General features: G+C 63.3%; 15 protein-coding genes. 8 read left to right on the forward strand and 7 right to left on the reverse strand.

Annotation, left to right across the window (positions count from 1 at the left end; all coding sequences use genetic code 11):
- Positions 1 to 6 precede the first annotated feature (6 nt).
- Genes hutG through hutI form a run of 3 tightly spaced genes read right to left on the reverse strand, consistent with a single transcriptional unit; the run spans position 7 to position 3,592 of the window.
- A complete protein-coding gene (gene hutG / locus EB231_RS23890) occupies positions 7 to 825 on the reverse strand; it encodes an N-formylglutamate deformylase (RefSeq protein WP_172350981.1) in 819 nt (272 codons plus the stop codon).
- Positions 825 to 2,366, reverse strand: coding sequence for a histidine ammonia-lyase (gene hutH, locus EB231_RS23895; protein WP_172350982.1), 1,542 nt, complete (start codon positions 2,364 to 2,366; stop codon positions 825 to 827). Before hutH ends, hutG begins: the two co-directional genes overlap by 1 nt.
- On the reverse strand, positions 2,363 to 3,592 hold the full coding sequence (gene hutI / locus EB231_RS23900; protein ID WP_172350983.1) for an imidazolonepropionase: 1,230 nt from the start codon (positions 3,590 to 3,592) through the stop codon (positions 2,363 to 2,365). Before hutI ends, hutH begins: the two co-directional genes overlap by 4 nt.
- A 97-nt stretch (positions 3,593 to 3,689) precedes the next feature.
- On the opposite strand from hutI, the gene EB231_RS23905 reads away from it, so the two are divergent.
- Positions 3,690 to 5,042 (forward strand): formimidoylglutamate deiminase, encoded by a 1,353-nt coding sequence (locus tag EB231_RS23905; protein ID WP_172350984.1) that lies wholly within the window; start codon positions 3,690 to 3,692, stop codon positions 5,040 to 5,042.
- Entirely contained in the window at positions 5,039 to 5,779 is a 741-nt protein-coding gene (hutC, locus tag EB231_RS23910; RefSeq protein WP_172350985.1) for a histidine utilization repressor, read from the forward strand. Before EB231_RS23905 ends, hutC begins: the two co-directional genes overlap by 4 nt.
- Before the next feature lie 211 nt (positions 5,780 to 5,990).
- Here hutC and EB231_RS23915 read toward each other — a convergent pair whose 3' ends face one another.
- Entirely contained in the window at positions 5,991 to 6,335 is a 345-nt protein-coding gene (locus EB231_RS23915; protein WP_172350986.1) for a RidA family protein, read from the reverse strand.
- 221 nt (positions 6,336 to 6,556) lie between these two features.
- Here EB231_RS23915 and aztA point away from each other — a divergent pair, with 221 nt between their 5' ends.
- The 5 genes from aztA to EB231_RS23940 all read left to right on the forward strand — a co-directional run bounded on the left by aztA (position 6,557) and on the right by EB231_RS23940 (position 10,988).
- Complete coding sequence (gene aztA / locus EB231_RS23920; RefSeq protein WP_172350987.1) at positions 6,557 to 7,375, forward strand: zinc ABC transporter ATP-binding protein AztA; 819 nt, start codon at positions 6,557 to 6,559, stop codon at positions 7,373 to 7,375.
- Complete coding sequence (gene aztB / locus EB231_RS23925) at positions 7,375 to 8,250, forward strand: zinc ABC transporter permease AztB (protein ID WP_172350988.1); 876 nt, start codon at positions 7,375 to 7,377, stop codon at positions 8,248 to 8,250. The genes aztA and aztB overlap by 1 nt, the downstream gene beginning before the upstream one ends.
- Before the next feature lie 29 nt (positions 8,251 to 8,279).
- A complete protein-coding gene (gene aztC / locus EB231_RS23930) occupies positions 8,280 to 9,221 on the forward strand; it encodes a zinc ABC transporter substrate-binding protein AztC (protein ID WP_172350989.1) in 942 nt (313 codons plus the stop codon).
- A gap of 111 nt (positions 9,222 to 9,332) precedes the next feature.
- Positions 9,333 to 10,532 (forward strand): zinc metallochaperone GTPase ZigA, encoded by a 1,200-nt coding sequence (gene zigA / locus EB231_RS23935; RefSeq protein ID WP_445299325.1) that lies wholly within the window; start codon positions 9,333 to 9,335, stop codon positions 10,530 to 10,532.
- A gap of 117 nt (positions 10,533 to 10,649) precedes the next feature.
- On the forward strand, positions 10,650 to 10,988 hold the full coding sequence (locus EB231_RS23940) for a TIGR01244 family sulfur transferase (RefSeq protein WP_056562770.1): 339 nt from the start codon (positions 10,650 to 10,652) through the stop codon (positions 10,986 to 10,988).
- Positions 10,989 to 10,998: 10 nt separating this feature from the next.
- On the opposite strand, the gene EB231_RS23945 is transcribed toward EB231_RS23940, so the two are convergent.
- A complete protein-coding gene (locus EB231_RS23945; RefSeq protein ID WP_172350991.1) occupies positions 10,999 to 11,466 on the reverse strand; it encodes an Lrp/AsnC family transcriptional regulator in 468 nt (155 codons plus the stop codon).
- Positions 11,467 to 11,604: 138 nt separating this feature from the next.
- Between EB231_RS23945 and hppD the strand changes: the two genes are divergently transcribed.
- The gene (gene hppD, locus EB231_RS23950; RefSeq protein ID WP_172350992.1) at positions 11,605 to 12,720 is read left to right on the forward strand and encodes a 4-hydroxyphenylpyruvate dioxygenase; all 1,116 of its coding nucleotides are present in this window, start codon (positions 11,605 to 11,607) and stop codon (positions 12,718 to 12,720) included.
- Positions 12,721 to 12,742: 22 nt separating this feature from the next.
- Here the strand turns inward: hppD and EB231_RS23955 are convergent, their stop codons facing one another.
- Both EB231_RS23955 and EB231_RS23960 read right to left on the reverse strand, forming a co-directional pair.
- Complete coding sequence (locus EB231_RS23955) at positions 12,743 to 13,279, reverse strand: DinB family protein (RefSeq protein ID WP_172350993.1); 537 nt, start codon at positions 13,277 to 13,279, stop codon at positions 12,743 to 12,745.
- A gap of 4 nt (positions 13,280 to 13,283) precedes the next feature.
- Positions 13,284 to 13,577 carry a hypothetical protein gene (locus EB231_RS23960; RefSeq protein WP_172350994.1) on the reverse strand — a complete coding sequence of 98 codons (294 nt, stop codon included), beginning with the start codon at positions 13,575 to 13,577 and terminating at the stop codon, positions 13,284 to 13,286.
- Positions 13,578 to 13,583: the final 6 nt, after the last annotated feature.

Raw genomic sequence — 13,583 nt, forward strand, 5'->3', positions numbered from 1 at the left:
CGCGCGTCAGCGCCCGGCCCAGTCAATGGCGGTTTCGAGAATCTGCTTCAGCGTGGCGCGGATCGGTGCAGCAAACCCGGCGTCGTAGGGTACCGGCCAATTGTCCGGTTCACCCTTTTCCTCGGGCTCGCGCATGTATCCGCGGTTGGAGAGCTCCATCTGCAAGGCGTGGACACCCTGTTGCGGCTGGCCAAAATGGCGTGTGATCCAGCCGCCCTTGAAGCGACCGTTGACGACAAAGGTTTCGCCGGTTTCGGCCATGATCTGGCTGACCATTGCCTGCAGATTCGGATCGGCGCTCTTGCCGTCATTGGTGCCGAGGTTGAACACCGGCAGCGTGCCTTCGAACAGGCGCGGCAGCACCGAACGGATCGAGTGGCAGTCGTAGAGGACGATCTTGTCATGCAGGCCACGCAGCCGGGCGATCTCGGCCCGCAAGGCGGTATGATAAGGCACGAAGAATTTCTCGCGACGCTCGTCGACCTCCGACGGTCCCGGCTCTTCGCCCTCGCGGTAGAGCGGATCGCCATCGAAGGTCTCCGTCGGGCACAGGCCGGTCGTCGCCTGGCCGGGATAGAGCGAAGCACCCGAAGGATCGCGGTTGACGTCGATGACGGTGCGCGAGATCGCGGTGTGGACGACGGTGGCGCCGAGGCTGCCGGCGAAGTCATAGAGGTTATCGATCCACCAGTCGCAGTCGCGCCGGCCGAGCCAGGGCGAGACCAGCCGGTTTTCGAGGCCGGCAAGGTCGATGCCGGTGTGCGGGATCGACACCAGCAGGGGCGCTGTGCCTTGGCTAACGGTGAGCCAGGGTGTGGCGGCCATCATGCCGCTCCTGAAATCGAGGGCAGCGCCACCGCGCCGGCAGCCCTGACGGTCGCGCCGCTGCGCACCATGGCGATTGCCTTCTCCATGTCGGGATGAAAGTGCCGGTCATTGTCGAGATGCGGCACTTCGGCACGGACCAGCTTGCGCACAGCCTCCAGCGCATCGCTCGACGCCAGCGGCTGGTGGAAATCGCACCCTTGCGCGGCGGCCAGCAATTCGATGGCGATCACAGCCGTCGCATTCTCGACCATGCCGATCAGCCGGCGCGCACCATGCGCGGCCATCGAAACGTGGTCTTCCTGATTGGCCGAGGTCGGGATCGAATCGACGCTGGCCGGATAGGCCTTCTGCTTGTTTTCCGAAACGAGTGCCGCCGCCGTCACCTGCGGGATCATGAAGCCGGAGTTCAGGCCGGGCTTCGGCGTCAAGAAGGCGGGCATGCCCGACAGCGCCGGATCGACCAGCATGGCAATGCGGCGTTCGGACAGCGAGCCGATCTCGCAAACGGCAAGCGCGATCATGTCGGCGGCGAAGGCCACAGGCTCAGCGTGGAAATTGCCGCCGGAGAGCGCGGTATCATCCTCTGCAAAGATCAGCGGGTTGTCGGTGACGCCATTGGCTTCGGTGCCCAGCGTGTCGGCCGCCTGGCGCAGCACGGTGAGTGCCGCCCCCATCACTTGCGGCTGGCAACGCAGGCAATAGGGATCCTGCACGCGCTCGTCGCCGATACGGTGCGATTCCCTGATAGCGCTGCCGGCCATCAGATTGCGCAGCGCGTCCGCCGTCTCGATCTGGCCGGGATGCTTTCTCAGCACATGGATACGCGGATCGAACGGAGCGTCGGACCCCTTTGCCGCGTCGGTCGACAGCGCGCCGGCAACCAATGCCGACTGGTAGAGCACTTCGGCCTCGAACAAGGCGGCAAGCGCATAGGCGGTGGAAAACTGGGTGCCGTTGAGCAGCGCCAGGCCTTCCTTGGCGCCCAATGTCACGGGCTCCAGGCCGTGCGAGACGAAAGCGACCTTGGCCGGGAAGCGGCCATGCGGCGTGAAGCATTCGCCGACGCCGATCATCACCGCCGTCATGTGCGACAGCGGCGCGAGATCGCCGGAAGCGCCGACTGAGCCCTGCGCCGGCACGACGGGGATGACGTCGTTGGCAAGCATCGCTTCCAGCAACTCGATGGTTTCGGCACGCACGCCGGAGGCGCCCTGCGCCAGGCTGGCAAGTTTCAGCGCCATCATCAGGCGGGCAATCGCGACCGGCATCGGCTCACCGACGCCGGCGGCGTGCGACAGCACGATGTTGCGCTGCAAGGTTTCGAGATCGCCGGCCGGGATGCGCACGCTGGCCAGTTTGCCGAAGCCGGTGTTGATGCCGTAAACCGGCTCACCCTTGGCAACGATCCTGGCGACAGCCTCGGCGCTCGCCTTGATCTTTGGGCGGCAGGCATCATCCAGCTTCGGCACGTCGCCACGGTAGATGGCGCGCCAGTCGGCCAGCGTCGCATTGCCGGGCTTCAAGGTCAGTTCGGTCATTGTCCTCTCCAGATGCGGGCATGGAGCGGGTTGAAGCCCATGCGGTAAACGAGTTCGGCGGGACGCTCGATGTCCCAGATCGCCAGATCGGCGGATTTTCCGGCTTCCAGCGTGCCGGCCTTATCGAGAAGGCCAAGCGCTCGCGCGGCCTCGCGGGTGACCCCGGCAAGGCATTCATCGACGGTCAACCCAAAGAGCGTCGCGGCCATATTCATGGCGAGCAACAGCGAGGTGAGCGGCGAAGTGCCGGGATTGCTGTCGGTCGCCACCGCCATCTTCACACCATGGCGGCGGAACAAGTCGACAGGCGGCTTCTTGGTTTCGCGGATGAAGTAATAGGCGCCTGGCAGGATCGTCGCCACCGTGCCGGCCTTCGCCATCGCGGCAGCGCCCGCCTCGTCCGTATATTCGAGATGGTCGGCCGACAGTGCGCCATAGCAGGCGGCAAGCGCTGCTCCGTGCAGGTTGGACAGCTGGTCGGCGTGAAGCTTGACCGGCAGGCCCAAGGCCTTGGCGGCATCGAAAACCCGCGCCATCTGCTCCGGCGAGAAGGCGATGCCCTCGCAAAAACCGTCCACCGCATCGGCCAGTCCCTCGGCGGCAACCTCCGGAACAATCTGCTTGGCGACCAAATCAATAAAAGCGTCCTTGTCACCCTTGGCTTCGGGCGGCAGTGCGTGTGCGGCGAGGCACGTCGTTCGGACGGTGACGGGGCGCTCATTCGCCAGCCGGCGGGCGGCGCGCAACGACTTCTTCTCGTTATCGAGATCGAGGCCATAGCCCGATTTGACCTCGACTGTCGTGACGCCTTCCGCCATCAGCGCATCGAGGCGCGGCAGCGTCTGGGCAACGAGTTCATCCTCGCTGGCGGCACGCAATGACTTGACCGAGGAAACAATACCGCCGCCAGCGCGGGCCACTTCTTCATAGGTAGCGCCAGCCAGCCGCATCTCGAATTCGCTGGCACGGTTGCCGGCATAGACCAGATGGGTGTGGCAGTCGATCAGGCCGGGCGTGATCCAGCGGCCCTCGCAGTCAATGGTCTCGGCGCCCTGCCCTGCCGAAGCCGGCATCTCCACTTCGGCGCCGACATAGACGATAAGCCCGTCGCGGGCAGCAATTGCGCCCTTCTCGACGACGCCGAGGCCAGCCGTGCCGTCGGCCATGGTCGCCAACCGCGCATTGCGCCACAGACGAAAGCCGCTCTTCCCGTTTGCTCCAACCATCATCTTTTCCATTTGAAAGGATGGCGATTATGTATATACATATTGAAACGCGGCGCAAGTGGTATCGTCGCCCGGGCATGCAGATTTGGAGGCGGACGTGACGGTGATCTTTGCGGAACAGGCGCTTCTGCCCGAGGGCTGGCAAGGCAATGTCAGGATCGCGCTCGATGGAGGCCGTATCGCCTCCGTCGAAGCGGGTTCAGCTCCGCAGGCCGGCGACGAGCGCCACGCCATTCTCGTGCCCGGTATACCCAATCTGCACAGCCACGCCTTCCAGCGCGGCATGGCCGGATTGGCTGAGCTTCGCGGCCCTTCCGCCGACAGTTTCTGGAGCTGGCGCGAGGTGATGTACCGCTTCGCTCTGTCGATGACACCGGATCAGGTCGAAGCGGTTGCCGCGCAGCTCTATGTCGAGATGCTGGAGGCCGGGTTTTCGCGCGTCGGCGAATTCCACTATTTGCACCACGACCGCAATGGAAAGCCCTACGCCAATCTCGCCGAGATGGCCGAACGGATCGCAGCCGCGGCTGGCGAAACCGGTATCGGCCTGACGCTGCTGCCGGTGTTCTATGCGCATTCCTCCTTCGGCGGTGCCGCGCCGAACGAAGGCCAGCGCCGATTCATCAACGATGTGAATCGGTTCACCCGGCTTGTTGAGAAGTCTAGCGAATCGGTTCGTGCGTTGAATCGAGCCGTCGTCGGTGTCGCACCGCACAGTTTGCGTGCGGCGACGCCGGAGGAATTGACCCAAATTGCCGCTTTGGCGCCGAATGGACCGATCCACATCCATGTCGCCGAGCAGGTGAAGGAAGTCGAGGACTGCCTTGCCTGGTCCGGCGCGCGCCCGGTCGAGTTTCTGCTTGGCGCTGCCGATGTCGATCAGCGCTGGTGCCTGATCCACGCCACGCATATGACCGACGCCGAAACCATCGGCATGGGGAAGAGCGGCGCCATTGCCGGCCTTTGCCCTATCACCGAGGCCAATCTCGGCGACGGTACTTTTGCCGCGCCGCTATTCACCGAGCATGGCGGCCGCTTCGGAATCGGCTCCGATTCCAACGTGCTGATCGGACTGCCCGACGAATTGCGCCAGCTCGAATATTCCCAGCGCCTTGCCCACCGCGCCCGCAATGTGCTGGCGGTGGCCGGCGGCTCGACCGGGCGCGCGCTGTTTGATGCAGCACTCGATGGCGGCAGCGTCGCGCTTGGCGCCGGCGCCTCGCAGATCGCCGCCGGCGCTGCCGCCGATCTCGTCTCGCTCGACGCCAAGACCCCCTCGCTGGCCGGCAAGACCGGCGACGCAATACTCGACGCCTGGATTTTCGCCAATGGAAGCAAGGTCGACTGCGTCTGGGTGCATGGGCAAAAACAGGTCAGCGGCGGCCGGCATGCACGGCGCGAAGCCATCGCCGAGCGCTTTCGCACTGTGATGACGGCGCTGTCGGCATGAGCACGGTCGAGACAGTTGATGCCGACAGTGGCGGTTCGCTGCACCAGCGCATCCTGTCCGACATCAGCGAAAAAATCCTGTCCGGTGCCTGGGCGCCCGGTCATCGCATTCCGTTCGAGCACGAGTTGACGACCGAGTACAATTGCTCGCGCATGACGGTGAACAAGGCCCTGTCGCAGTTGGCCAAGGCCGGGCTGATCGAACGCCGCCGCCGCTCAGGCAGCTTTGTCCGCCAACCGCAGTCGCAGGCAGCGGTGCTGGAACTTCACGACATCAGGATCGAGGTCGAATCACTTGGCCTACCCTATCGTTACGAGCGGCTGGAGCGCCTGAAGCGGCGCAGCAACGCGGACGACAGAGCGCTGCTCGGGCTGTCCGCCGCAGGGTCATTGCTATGGCTCGAAGGCCTGCATTTTGCCGGTGAGCGGCCCTTCGCCCTCGAGCAGCGCCTGATCAATCTTTCGGCGGTTCCGGAAGCCGGAGATGAAGAGTTCAGGGAAATCGCCGCCGGGCCCTGGCTGATCGGCCGTGTGCCGTGGAGCGAGGCCGAACACCGGATCCGTGCCATGGCCGCCGATGAGATTGTTGCCGACGCGCTCGACATCGATCCGGGCGCGCCCTGCCTGGTGGTCGAGCGCCGCACCTGGAGCGCGGAACACCCGGTCACCCATGTCCGGTTTGTCTATCCGGCGGAAAGCCACACGCTGGTGGCAAGGTTCACGCCGTCGCAGGGGTGAGGCGTATCCAGCCGAAGGCTGGCGAAAAGCCAACGATTTGGCTTTTCGAACGCCGAACGCCCGGAGCCATGGCGGAGGGCCGTTGCGCTGGGCTGGGTCCCCGCTGCCTTCGGCAGCGTCCCAGCGTTCGCTGGCCTTTCGACGCGCCACGGACGCGCCGAATTCGCTGACGCGAACCGGCTCCTCACCCCCACAAGGGGGAGGTAAAAGCTCAAATCGCCGCGGTGACGATAATCTCGACCAGATATTCCGGGCCGGCGAGCTTGGCTTCGCCGGTGGCGCGGGCCGGGGTGTGGCCCTGCGGCACCCACTTGTCCCATTCCGAATTCATCTCGGCGAAGGTGCCCATGTCGGCCAGCCAGATGATCGCCTGAACGATCTTGGTCTTGTCGGTGCCGGCCTTGGCCAGCAATTCGTCGATGGTCGCCAGGATATCGCGGGTCTGCGAGGCGACGTTGCCGCCGGGTTCGCCGACCTGGCCGGCCAGATAGACCGTGTTGCCGTGGATGACGATCTGGCTCATGCGCGGGCCAACATCGATGCGACGAATGCTCATGGGAGATTCCTTCCTGTTATGGGTGGCGACTGTTTAGAGTTGCGGTTCGCTTCGGGCAAGGCCGCCGGCGCCAATTCCCCTTGGACCAGCAAGGGTGAGATTCACGGCAAGTTGAGCCGCCGGTCGCAATTCCGCCCGATTGGCTTGTTGACTAATGTAATAACATCACATATCCAATCGACCCCTGCCCGCAGCCGGGTTTCGCTGCTTCACGGAACGACATGACCCAGACCTGCCTGACCTTCCGTGACCTGACGCTGGGCTACAGCAGCCACCCGGCGATCCATCATCTCGACGGCACGATCCGCAAGGGGTCGCTGACGGCCGTGGTCGGTGCCAATGGGTCCGGCAAATCGACGCTGATGAAGGGTATCGTCGGGGTCCTGAAGCCGATGGCTGGCGAGGTGGTTCGCGCACCCGGCGTGCGCGCCGCCTACCTTCCCCAGCAATCGGAACTCGACCGCTCCTTCCCGGCGCGTGTTGTCGACCTTGTTTCGCTGGGGCTCTGGCCGAAGCGCGGCATGCTCGGCCGCTATACCGCCAAGGATCGCGAGTCCGTCAGCCAGGCGCTGATGGCGGTCGGCCTTGGCGGCTTCGAGAAGCGCCCGATCGACACGCTGTCGGGCGGCCAGCTGCAACGCACGCTGTTTGCCCGCGTGCTGTTGCAGGATGCCGACCTGATCCTGCTCGACGAACCGTTCAACGCCGTCGATGCCAAGACTGTCGGTGACCTGATCGCCCTGATCAAGCGCTGGCATGGCGAAGAACGCACCATCATGGTGGTCGTCCATGATCTCGATCTGGTACGTCAGAATTTCCCCGAGACCCTGCTTTTGGCCCGCCAGCCGATCGCCTGGGGCGAAACGCGCGAGACGCTGAAGCCGGAAAACCTGTTGCGCGCCCGCCGTTTTCACGAAGCCTGGGAAGAGAACGCGCCCTGGTGCGAACCGGACGAGCACGCCCATGATCATGGCCACGATCACGATCATCACGGCCACGCTCACGACCATCATCACGGCGCCGGCCCGAGGGCTGCCTGATGGACACGCTCTACAGTCTTTTCATCGCGCCCTTCGCCGATTTCGGCTTCATGCAGCGGGCGCTGTTCGGCTCGCTGATGCTGTCGCTCGGCGCCTGCCCTATCGGCGTCTTCCTGATGCTGCGGCGCATGAGCCTGTCGGGTGACGCCATGGCGCATGCCATCCTGCCCGGGGCGGCCGCCGGCTTCCTGTTCTACGGCCTCGAAATTCTGCCGATGACCATTGGTGGCCTGATCGCCGGCATCGTCGTGGCGCTCGGCGCCGGTGCCGTCTCGCGCTTCACCATCCAGCGCGAGGATGCCTCAATGGCGGCCTTCTACCTGATATCACTCGCCATCGGCGTGCTGATGGTGTCGATCCGAGGCTCCAGCGTCGATCTCATGCATGTGCTGTTCGGTACGGTGCTGGCGCTCAACAATGAGGCGCTGATCCTGATCGGCGGCATCGTCGCGGTGACGTTGGTCAGCCTCGCTATCTTCTGGCGGGCGCTGGTCGCCGAATGCCTCGATCCGTTGTTTCTGCGTTCGGTCAGCAAGATGGGCAGCCCCGTGCATTTCATCTTCCTTGGTCTGGTTGTTCTCAATCTCGTCGGCGGCTTCCAGGCGCTCGGCACTTTGCTTTCCGTCGGGCTGATGATGTTGCCGGCGGCAGCCGCCCGCTTCTGGACGGTGCGCGTCGAGCCGATGTGCGTGCTGGCCGTGTTGATCGGCTTTGCCTCTTGCATCGCCGGGCTGCTTTTGTCCTATCACGCCTCGCTGCCGTCCGGTCCAGCCATCATCCTGTCGGCCGGCGTCGTCTATTTCGCCTCGATCCTGTTCGGCACGCGCGGCATTCTGCGCGCCCGCATCATCCATCACCGTCACAGAACGGCCTGATCCCCGCCCCTGAAAGGAGACCCTCGTCCATGCTGAAATCCATCCGTGCCGCCCTGGCGATGAGCGTTATAACATTAACCGCCTTTGGCGCGTCGGCGGCCTTCGCGGCACCGCTGAAAGTGGTCGCCAGCTTCACCGTCATCGCCGATTTCGCCAGAAATGTCGGCGGCGACCGTGTCGACATCACCACCATCGTCGGGCCGGATGGCGATGCCCATGTCTATGAGCCGAGCCCGGCCGACGCCGTCGCCATGGCCAAGGCCGATATCGTTCTGGTCAACGGCCTGCATTTCGAAGGTTTCCTGCAACGGCTGGTCGATGCCAGCGCCACCAAGGCGTCGATCATCACCTTGACCAAGGGTGTGACGCCGATCGATTTCAAGCCTGAGTTCGCCGACGCCGACGCAGCCGAAGGTGCCGGCACCGGCGGCGGCAAGACGGTCACCGATCCGCACGCCTTCCAGTCGATCGCCAATGCCAAGATCTATGTGAAGAACATCGCCGAGGCGTTCTGCGCCGCCGATTCCGAAGGCTGCGTCAGCTACCAGACCAATGCCGCCGCCTACACCAAGAAGCTCGATGCGCTGGAAGGCGAAGTGAAGGCGGCGATCCAGTCGATCCCCGAGGCGAAGCGCGTCGTCATCACCTCGCATGACGCCTTCGGCTATTTCGAACACGAATACGGCCTGACCTTCCTCGCCCCGCAAGGCATTTCGACCGATTCCGAGCCGTCGGCCGCCGATGTCGCCAAGCTGGTCGAGCAGGTGAAGCAGGACAAGGCGGCCGCGATCTTCGTCGAGAACATCACCAACCCGCGCCTGATCGAGCAGATCGCCAGCGAGACCGGCATCAAGGTGGGCGGCACGCTCTATTCGGACGCCCTCTCGCAGCCCGATGGCCCCGGCTCGACCTATATCGACATGATGCACAACAACATCCGTCAGATCAAAGGCGCCATCCTCGGCAGCTGAGGAGCGCCACGCTCGGAAAGGCGGAGCCAGTCTCCGCCTTTTCCAGTACTCGATATGTAATAAAATAACATTACAATTTCACTAAGATCCCGGAACCCAATCATGAATAGAATGCCCGGTCTCAAACGCCTTCCCGTCACCGTGCTTTCCGGCTTCCTCGGTGCCGGCAAGACCACGCTGCTCAATCACATATTGTCGAATCGCGAGGGCCGCCGCGTCGCCGTCATCGTCAACGACATGAGCGAGATCAACATCGATGCCGAACTTGTGCGCGACGGCGCCGACCTGTCGCGCACCGACGAGAAACTGGTGGAGATGTCGAATGGATGCATCTGCTGCACGTTGCGCGACGACCTGTTGAAGGAGGTCCGCGCACTCGCCGAACAAGATCGCTTCGACTATCTGCTGATCGAATCGACCGGCATTTCCGAACCCCTGCCCGTCGCCGCGACCTTCGATTTCCGGGACGAGCATGGGAATAGCCTGTCCGACGTCGCCCGCCTCGACACGATGGTGACCGTGGTCGACGCGCTCAATCTGCTCAAGGATTATTCGTCGTCGGATTTCCTCAAGCAGCGTGGCCAGTCGCTTGGCGAGCAGGACAGCCGTGCGCTCGTCGACCTTCTGGTCGAGCAGATCGAGTTCGCCGACATCGTGGTGCTGAACAAGATCGGCGTGGCGAGCCCGCACCAGCGCGACATGGCAAGGCTGATCGTGCGGGCGCTCAACCCCGGTGCCGAGATCGTCGAAGCCGATTTCGGCAAGGTGCCGCTCGACAAGGTGCTCGCCACCGGCCGCTTCGATTTCGACAAAGCGCAGCAGAATCCGCTCTGGTTCAAGGAACTCAACGGTTTTCGCGACCATGTTCCCGAGACCGAGGAATACGGTATCCGTTCCTTCGTCTACCGGGCGCGAAAACCGTTCGAGCCGGCGAGGTTCCAGGCCTTCATCGGCCGCGCATGGCCGGGCGTGGTGCGGGCCAAAGGCTTCTTCTGGCTGGCGACACGGCCGCGCCATGTCGGCGAAATGAGCCAGGCGGGCGCACTGGTGCGGACCGAAAAGCGCGGCCTGTGGTGGGCTGCCGTGCCGCAAAGCCGCTGGCCCGGCCATGCCGAATGGCGTCAAAGCATGGCCCCCTATCTCGACCCTGTCTGGGGCGATCGCCGCCAGGAACTGGTCTTCATCGGCTGCGAACCGATGGATGAGGCGCAAATCCGCGCCGAACTGGACGATTGCCTGGTCGACGCCGAGGATTTTCGGCCTGAACAGTGGCGAGCGCTGCCCGATCCGTTCCCGGCCTGGGCAGCCTGAGTTGGATTCTCCGCGGGAAACGTCTATCTGCGCTGAATGATTTCTGTCGGTGCGGATTGCCGGCCACGTCGGGGAGTGGCAAGACTCCTCGACAAACCAGATTGCGAGGATGTTGCCATGGAATACCGCGAGATCAGCGAAGACTATTCGGTCTCGGGCCAGATCCAGCCCGAAGACGTCGCGGCCATCAAGGCCGCCGGCTTCAAGAGCGTCATCTGCAACCGGCCGGATGACGAACAGCCCGGCCAGCCTTCGGCCGATACGCTCAAGGCGGCGGTCGAAGCCGCGGGCCTCGCCTTCCGCTACATTCCGGTGATCAGCGGCCAGATCACCGCCGAGAACGTCGAGGACCAGGCAGAGGCGCTGGACGAATTGGAAGGTCCGGTGTTCGCCTATTGCCGCTCGGGCGCGCGGTGCACGAATTTGTATGGGTTGATCCAGCAGTCGAAGGGCTAGAGACCAAGGATCAAATCGGCAGGGCGCCGGTCTCCTTCAGCGTCTCCAGCACGATCGCCGTCTTCACATGCTGCACCGATTCATGCGGCAGGAGCACACCGTTGACGAACTCCGACAGTGATTTGAGATCGGGCGTCACCACCTTCAGGATGTAATCCATCTCGCCGGTCAGCGCGTGCGCCTCCTGCACCTCGGGCAGCCGCGCCACCAACTCGCCGAAGCGCCGCGCATTGTCGCGGTTGTGGGTGGCCAGGGTCACCGAGATGACGTTGACCAGCGAGAAGCCGAGCTTGTCGCGGTCGAGCACCGCCCGATAGCCCTTGATATAGCCGTCTTCCTCGAGCCGCTGCCGGCGGCGCGAGCATTGTGATGCCGACAGGTTCACCCGGTCCGAGAGATCATTGTTCGTCAGCCGCGCATCGCCTTGCAAGAGCGCCATTATCTTGCGGTCAAATTGATCAATGCGCGTCTCATCCATGATTTTTTCTCTCAACATGCATGCTTCGCGCATGAGATGATCATTTCAAGCGTTTGAATGCAAGCACCATGCGCCGGCTGCGCGCTATGATGGCGTCAGATGGCCGTCTCGGGCCAAGCCAGCTTCCGGAGGAATACCATGGGCCCCTTCCCGCATGACGCCCCGCCCGCCAAGATCAGCAGGGATAACCCCGCCGGCACCGATGGTTTCGAATTCGTCGAATTCGCGCATCCGGAACCGCGGAAGCTGGCTGAGCTGTTCACCCGCATGGGCTATGTGGCGGTCGCCAAGCATCGCACGAAAGACATCACCGTATGGCGCCAGGGCGACATCAACTATGTCGTCAATGCCGAGCCGGGCTCGCATGCGATGAAGTTCGCCGGCAAGCATGGCCCTTGCGCCGCCTCGATGGCCTGGCGCGTGGTCGACGCAAAGCATGCGTTCGACCACGCCGTCTCGAAGGGCGCCACGCCTTACGAAGGCGACGATAAGGCGCTCGACGTGCCTGCGATCGTAGGCATCGGCGGCTCGCTGCTCTATTTCATCGATGCCTATGGCAAGAAGGGCTCGGCCTACGATGCCGAGTTTGAATGGCTCGGCTCGCGCGATCCGCGGCCGCAAGGCGTCGGCTTCTATTTCCTCGATCACCTGACCCACAATGTCTATCGCGGCCAAATGGATAAATGGTGGGATTTCTACCGCAATCTGTTCGGCTTCAAGCAGATCCATTTCTTCGACATTGACGGCAAGATCACCGGCCTGGTCAGCCGGGCGATTACCTCGCCCTGCGGCAAGATCCGCATTCCACTCAACGAATCCAAGGACGAGACCAGCCAGATCGCCGAGTATCTGAAGAAGTACAATGGCGAAGGCATCCAGCACATAGCGGTCGGCACCGACGAGATCTACGCCGCCACCGACAAGCTCGCCGCCAATGGGCTGAAGTTCATGCCCGGCCCGCCGGAAACCTATTACGACATGTCGTATGCCAGGGTGAACGGCCATGACGAGCCGATCGAGCGGATGAAGAAGCACGGTATCCTGATCGACGGCGAAGGCGTGGTCGACGGCGGCATGACCAAGATCCTGCTGCAGATCTTTTCGAAGACGGTGATCGGGCCGATCTTCTTCGAGTTCATCCAGCGCAAGGGTGACGAAGGCTTTGGCGAAGGCAATTTCCGCGCGCTGTTCGAATCGATCGAGCAGGACCAGATCAAGCGCGGCGTGATCAAGGTCGACGGCAAGGCGGCGTAAGCTTGCAAGCGGGTCGAGCGGCCTACAAGCCGAGCCGCCCGACCTCATCGTTCCTGAGCTTCACATCATAATCGAGCAAAAACTCGTCCAGCTGCGGCGGCGCAACCGAGGTGCCGGACAGCATTGCGTGCACCTGGCCACGATGGTGGATGTCGTGCAGGAAGACATGGGCAAGGATATCGCCGATGCGCTCGGGGATCATGCCGTCCTCACGCCGGTCGGTGATGACCCGGCGGTCGAGATCGACCTCCGACAGGCCATCGCAGAAGGCGATCAATCGCCGGTCGGCCGCGACCTGCGCGGCGAACAACGCATGGGGCTCGTCGAAAGGCACAAAATCATCATGGGCTGCGGCACCGATGCCGCCCTCTTCGAGAAAATCGAGATAGAGATGATCGACCGCCAGAATGTGGTTGAGCGTTGCCTTGATCGACGGGAAGAAGCTGGTGCGCTCGGCTTCGAACTCACCGGGCTTGAGCGCCAGAACGGCACGATAGAGCCGGTCATTCGACCAGAGATTGTTGCCGGCCATGCGGCGCAGATGATCCAGCAGGGTCATGAGATCATCCCCCTGACCGCACCAGATGCAAGCCTGCCGCCGTGATCGCGAATCCGGCGAGAACGATCAGCAGCAACCCGTTCATGTGCCGACGCATGGCTTGCGTTTCCTCGTCCCGCGCGACATTCATGTTGGTGATGGTGTGAAACATCATCGCCTTGCGCGGGAAGCCGCTGCGGTTGGTGAGATTCGGCGAGCGCGCCTCGATGCGATAGCTCAACCGTACCGCCAGGATGAAGACAGCCAGAATAGCCAGCGCCCAGACACCGGCCAGCGGATAGAATACCTCCCCCGTCATTCCATT

The sequence above is a fragment of the Mesorhizobium sp. NZP2298 genome (assembly GCF_013170825.1).
Classification (GTDB): domain Bacteria; phylum Pseudomonadota; class Alphaproteobacteria; order Rhizobiales; family Rhizobiaceae; genus Mesorhizobium.

Excerpts from the sequence above, each read along its gene's own strand:
- EB231_RS23960 (WP_172350994.1), bottom strand. The coding sequence starts at position 13,577 with ATGACGGGGGAGGTATTCTATCCGCTGGCCGGTGTCTGGGCGCTGGCT.
- hutH (WP_172350982.1), bottom strand. The coding sequence starts at position 2,366 with ATGACCGAACTGACCTTGAAGCCCGGCAATGCGACGCTGGCCGACTGG.
- EB231_RS23915 (WP_172350986.1), bottom strand. The coding sequence starts at position 6,335 with ATGAGCATTCGTCGCATCGATGTTGGCCCGCGCATGAGCCAGATCGTC.
- EB231_RS23945 (WP_172350991.1), bottom strand. The coding sequence starts at position 11,466 with ATGGATGAGACGCGCATTGATCAATTTGACCGCAAGATAATGGCGCTC.
- aztC (WP_172350989.1), top strand. The coding sequence starts at position 8,280 with ATGCTGAAATCCATCCGTGCCGCCCTGGCGATGAGCGTTATAACATTA.
- aztB (WP_172350988.1), top strand. The coding sequence starts at position 7,375 with ATGGACACGCTCTACAGTCTTTTCATCGCGCCCTTCGCCGATTTCGGC.
- hutG (WP_172350981.1), bottom strand. The coding sequence starts at position 825 with ATGGCCGCCACACCCTGGCTCACCGTTAGCCAAGGCACAGCGCCCCTG.
- hutI (WP_172350983.1), bottom strand. The coding sequence starts at position 3,592 with ATGGTTGGAGCAAACGGGAAGAGCGGCTTTCGTCTGTGGCGCAATGCG.
- EB231_RS23955 (WP_172350993.1), bottom strand. The coding sequence starts at position 13,279 with ATGACCCTGCTGGATCATCTGCGCCGCATGGCCGGCAACAATCTCTGG.
- hutC (WP_172350985.1), top strand. The coding sequence starts at position 5,039 with ATGAGCACGGTCGAGACAGTTGATGCCGACAGTGGCGGTTCGCTGCAC.
- zigA (WP_445299325.1), top strand. The coding sequence starts at position 9,333 with ATGCCCGGTCTCAAACGCCTTCCCGTCACCGTGCTTTCCGGCTTCCTC.
- EB231_RS23940 (WP_056562770.1), top strand. The coding sequence starts at position 10,650 with ATGGAATACCGCGAGATCAGCGAAGACTATTCGGTCTCGGGCCAGATC.
- hppD (WP_172350992.1), top strand. The coding sequence starts at position 11,605 with ATGGGCCCCTTCCCGCATGACGCCCCGCCCGCCAAGATCAGCAGGGAT.
- aztA (WP_172350987.1), top strand. The coding sequence starts at position 6,557 with ATGACCCAGACCTGCCTGACCTTCCGTGACCTGACGCTGGGCTACAGC.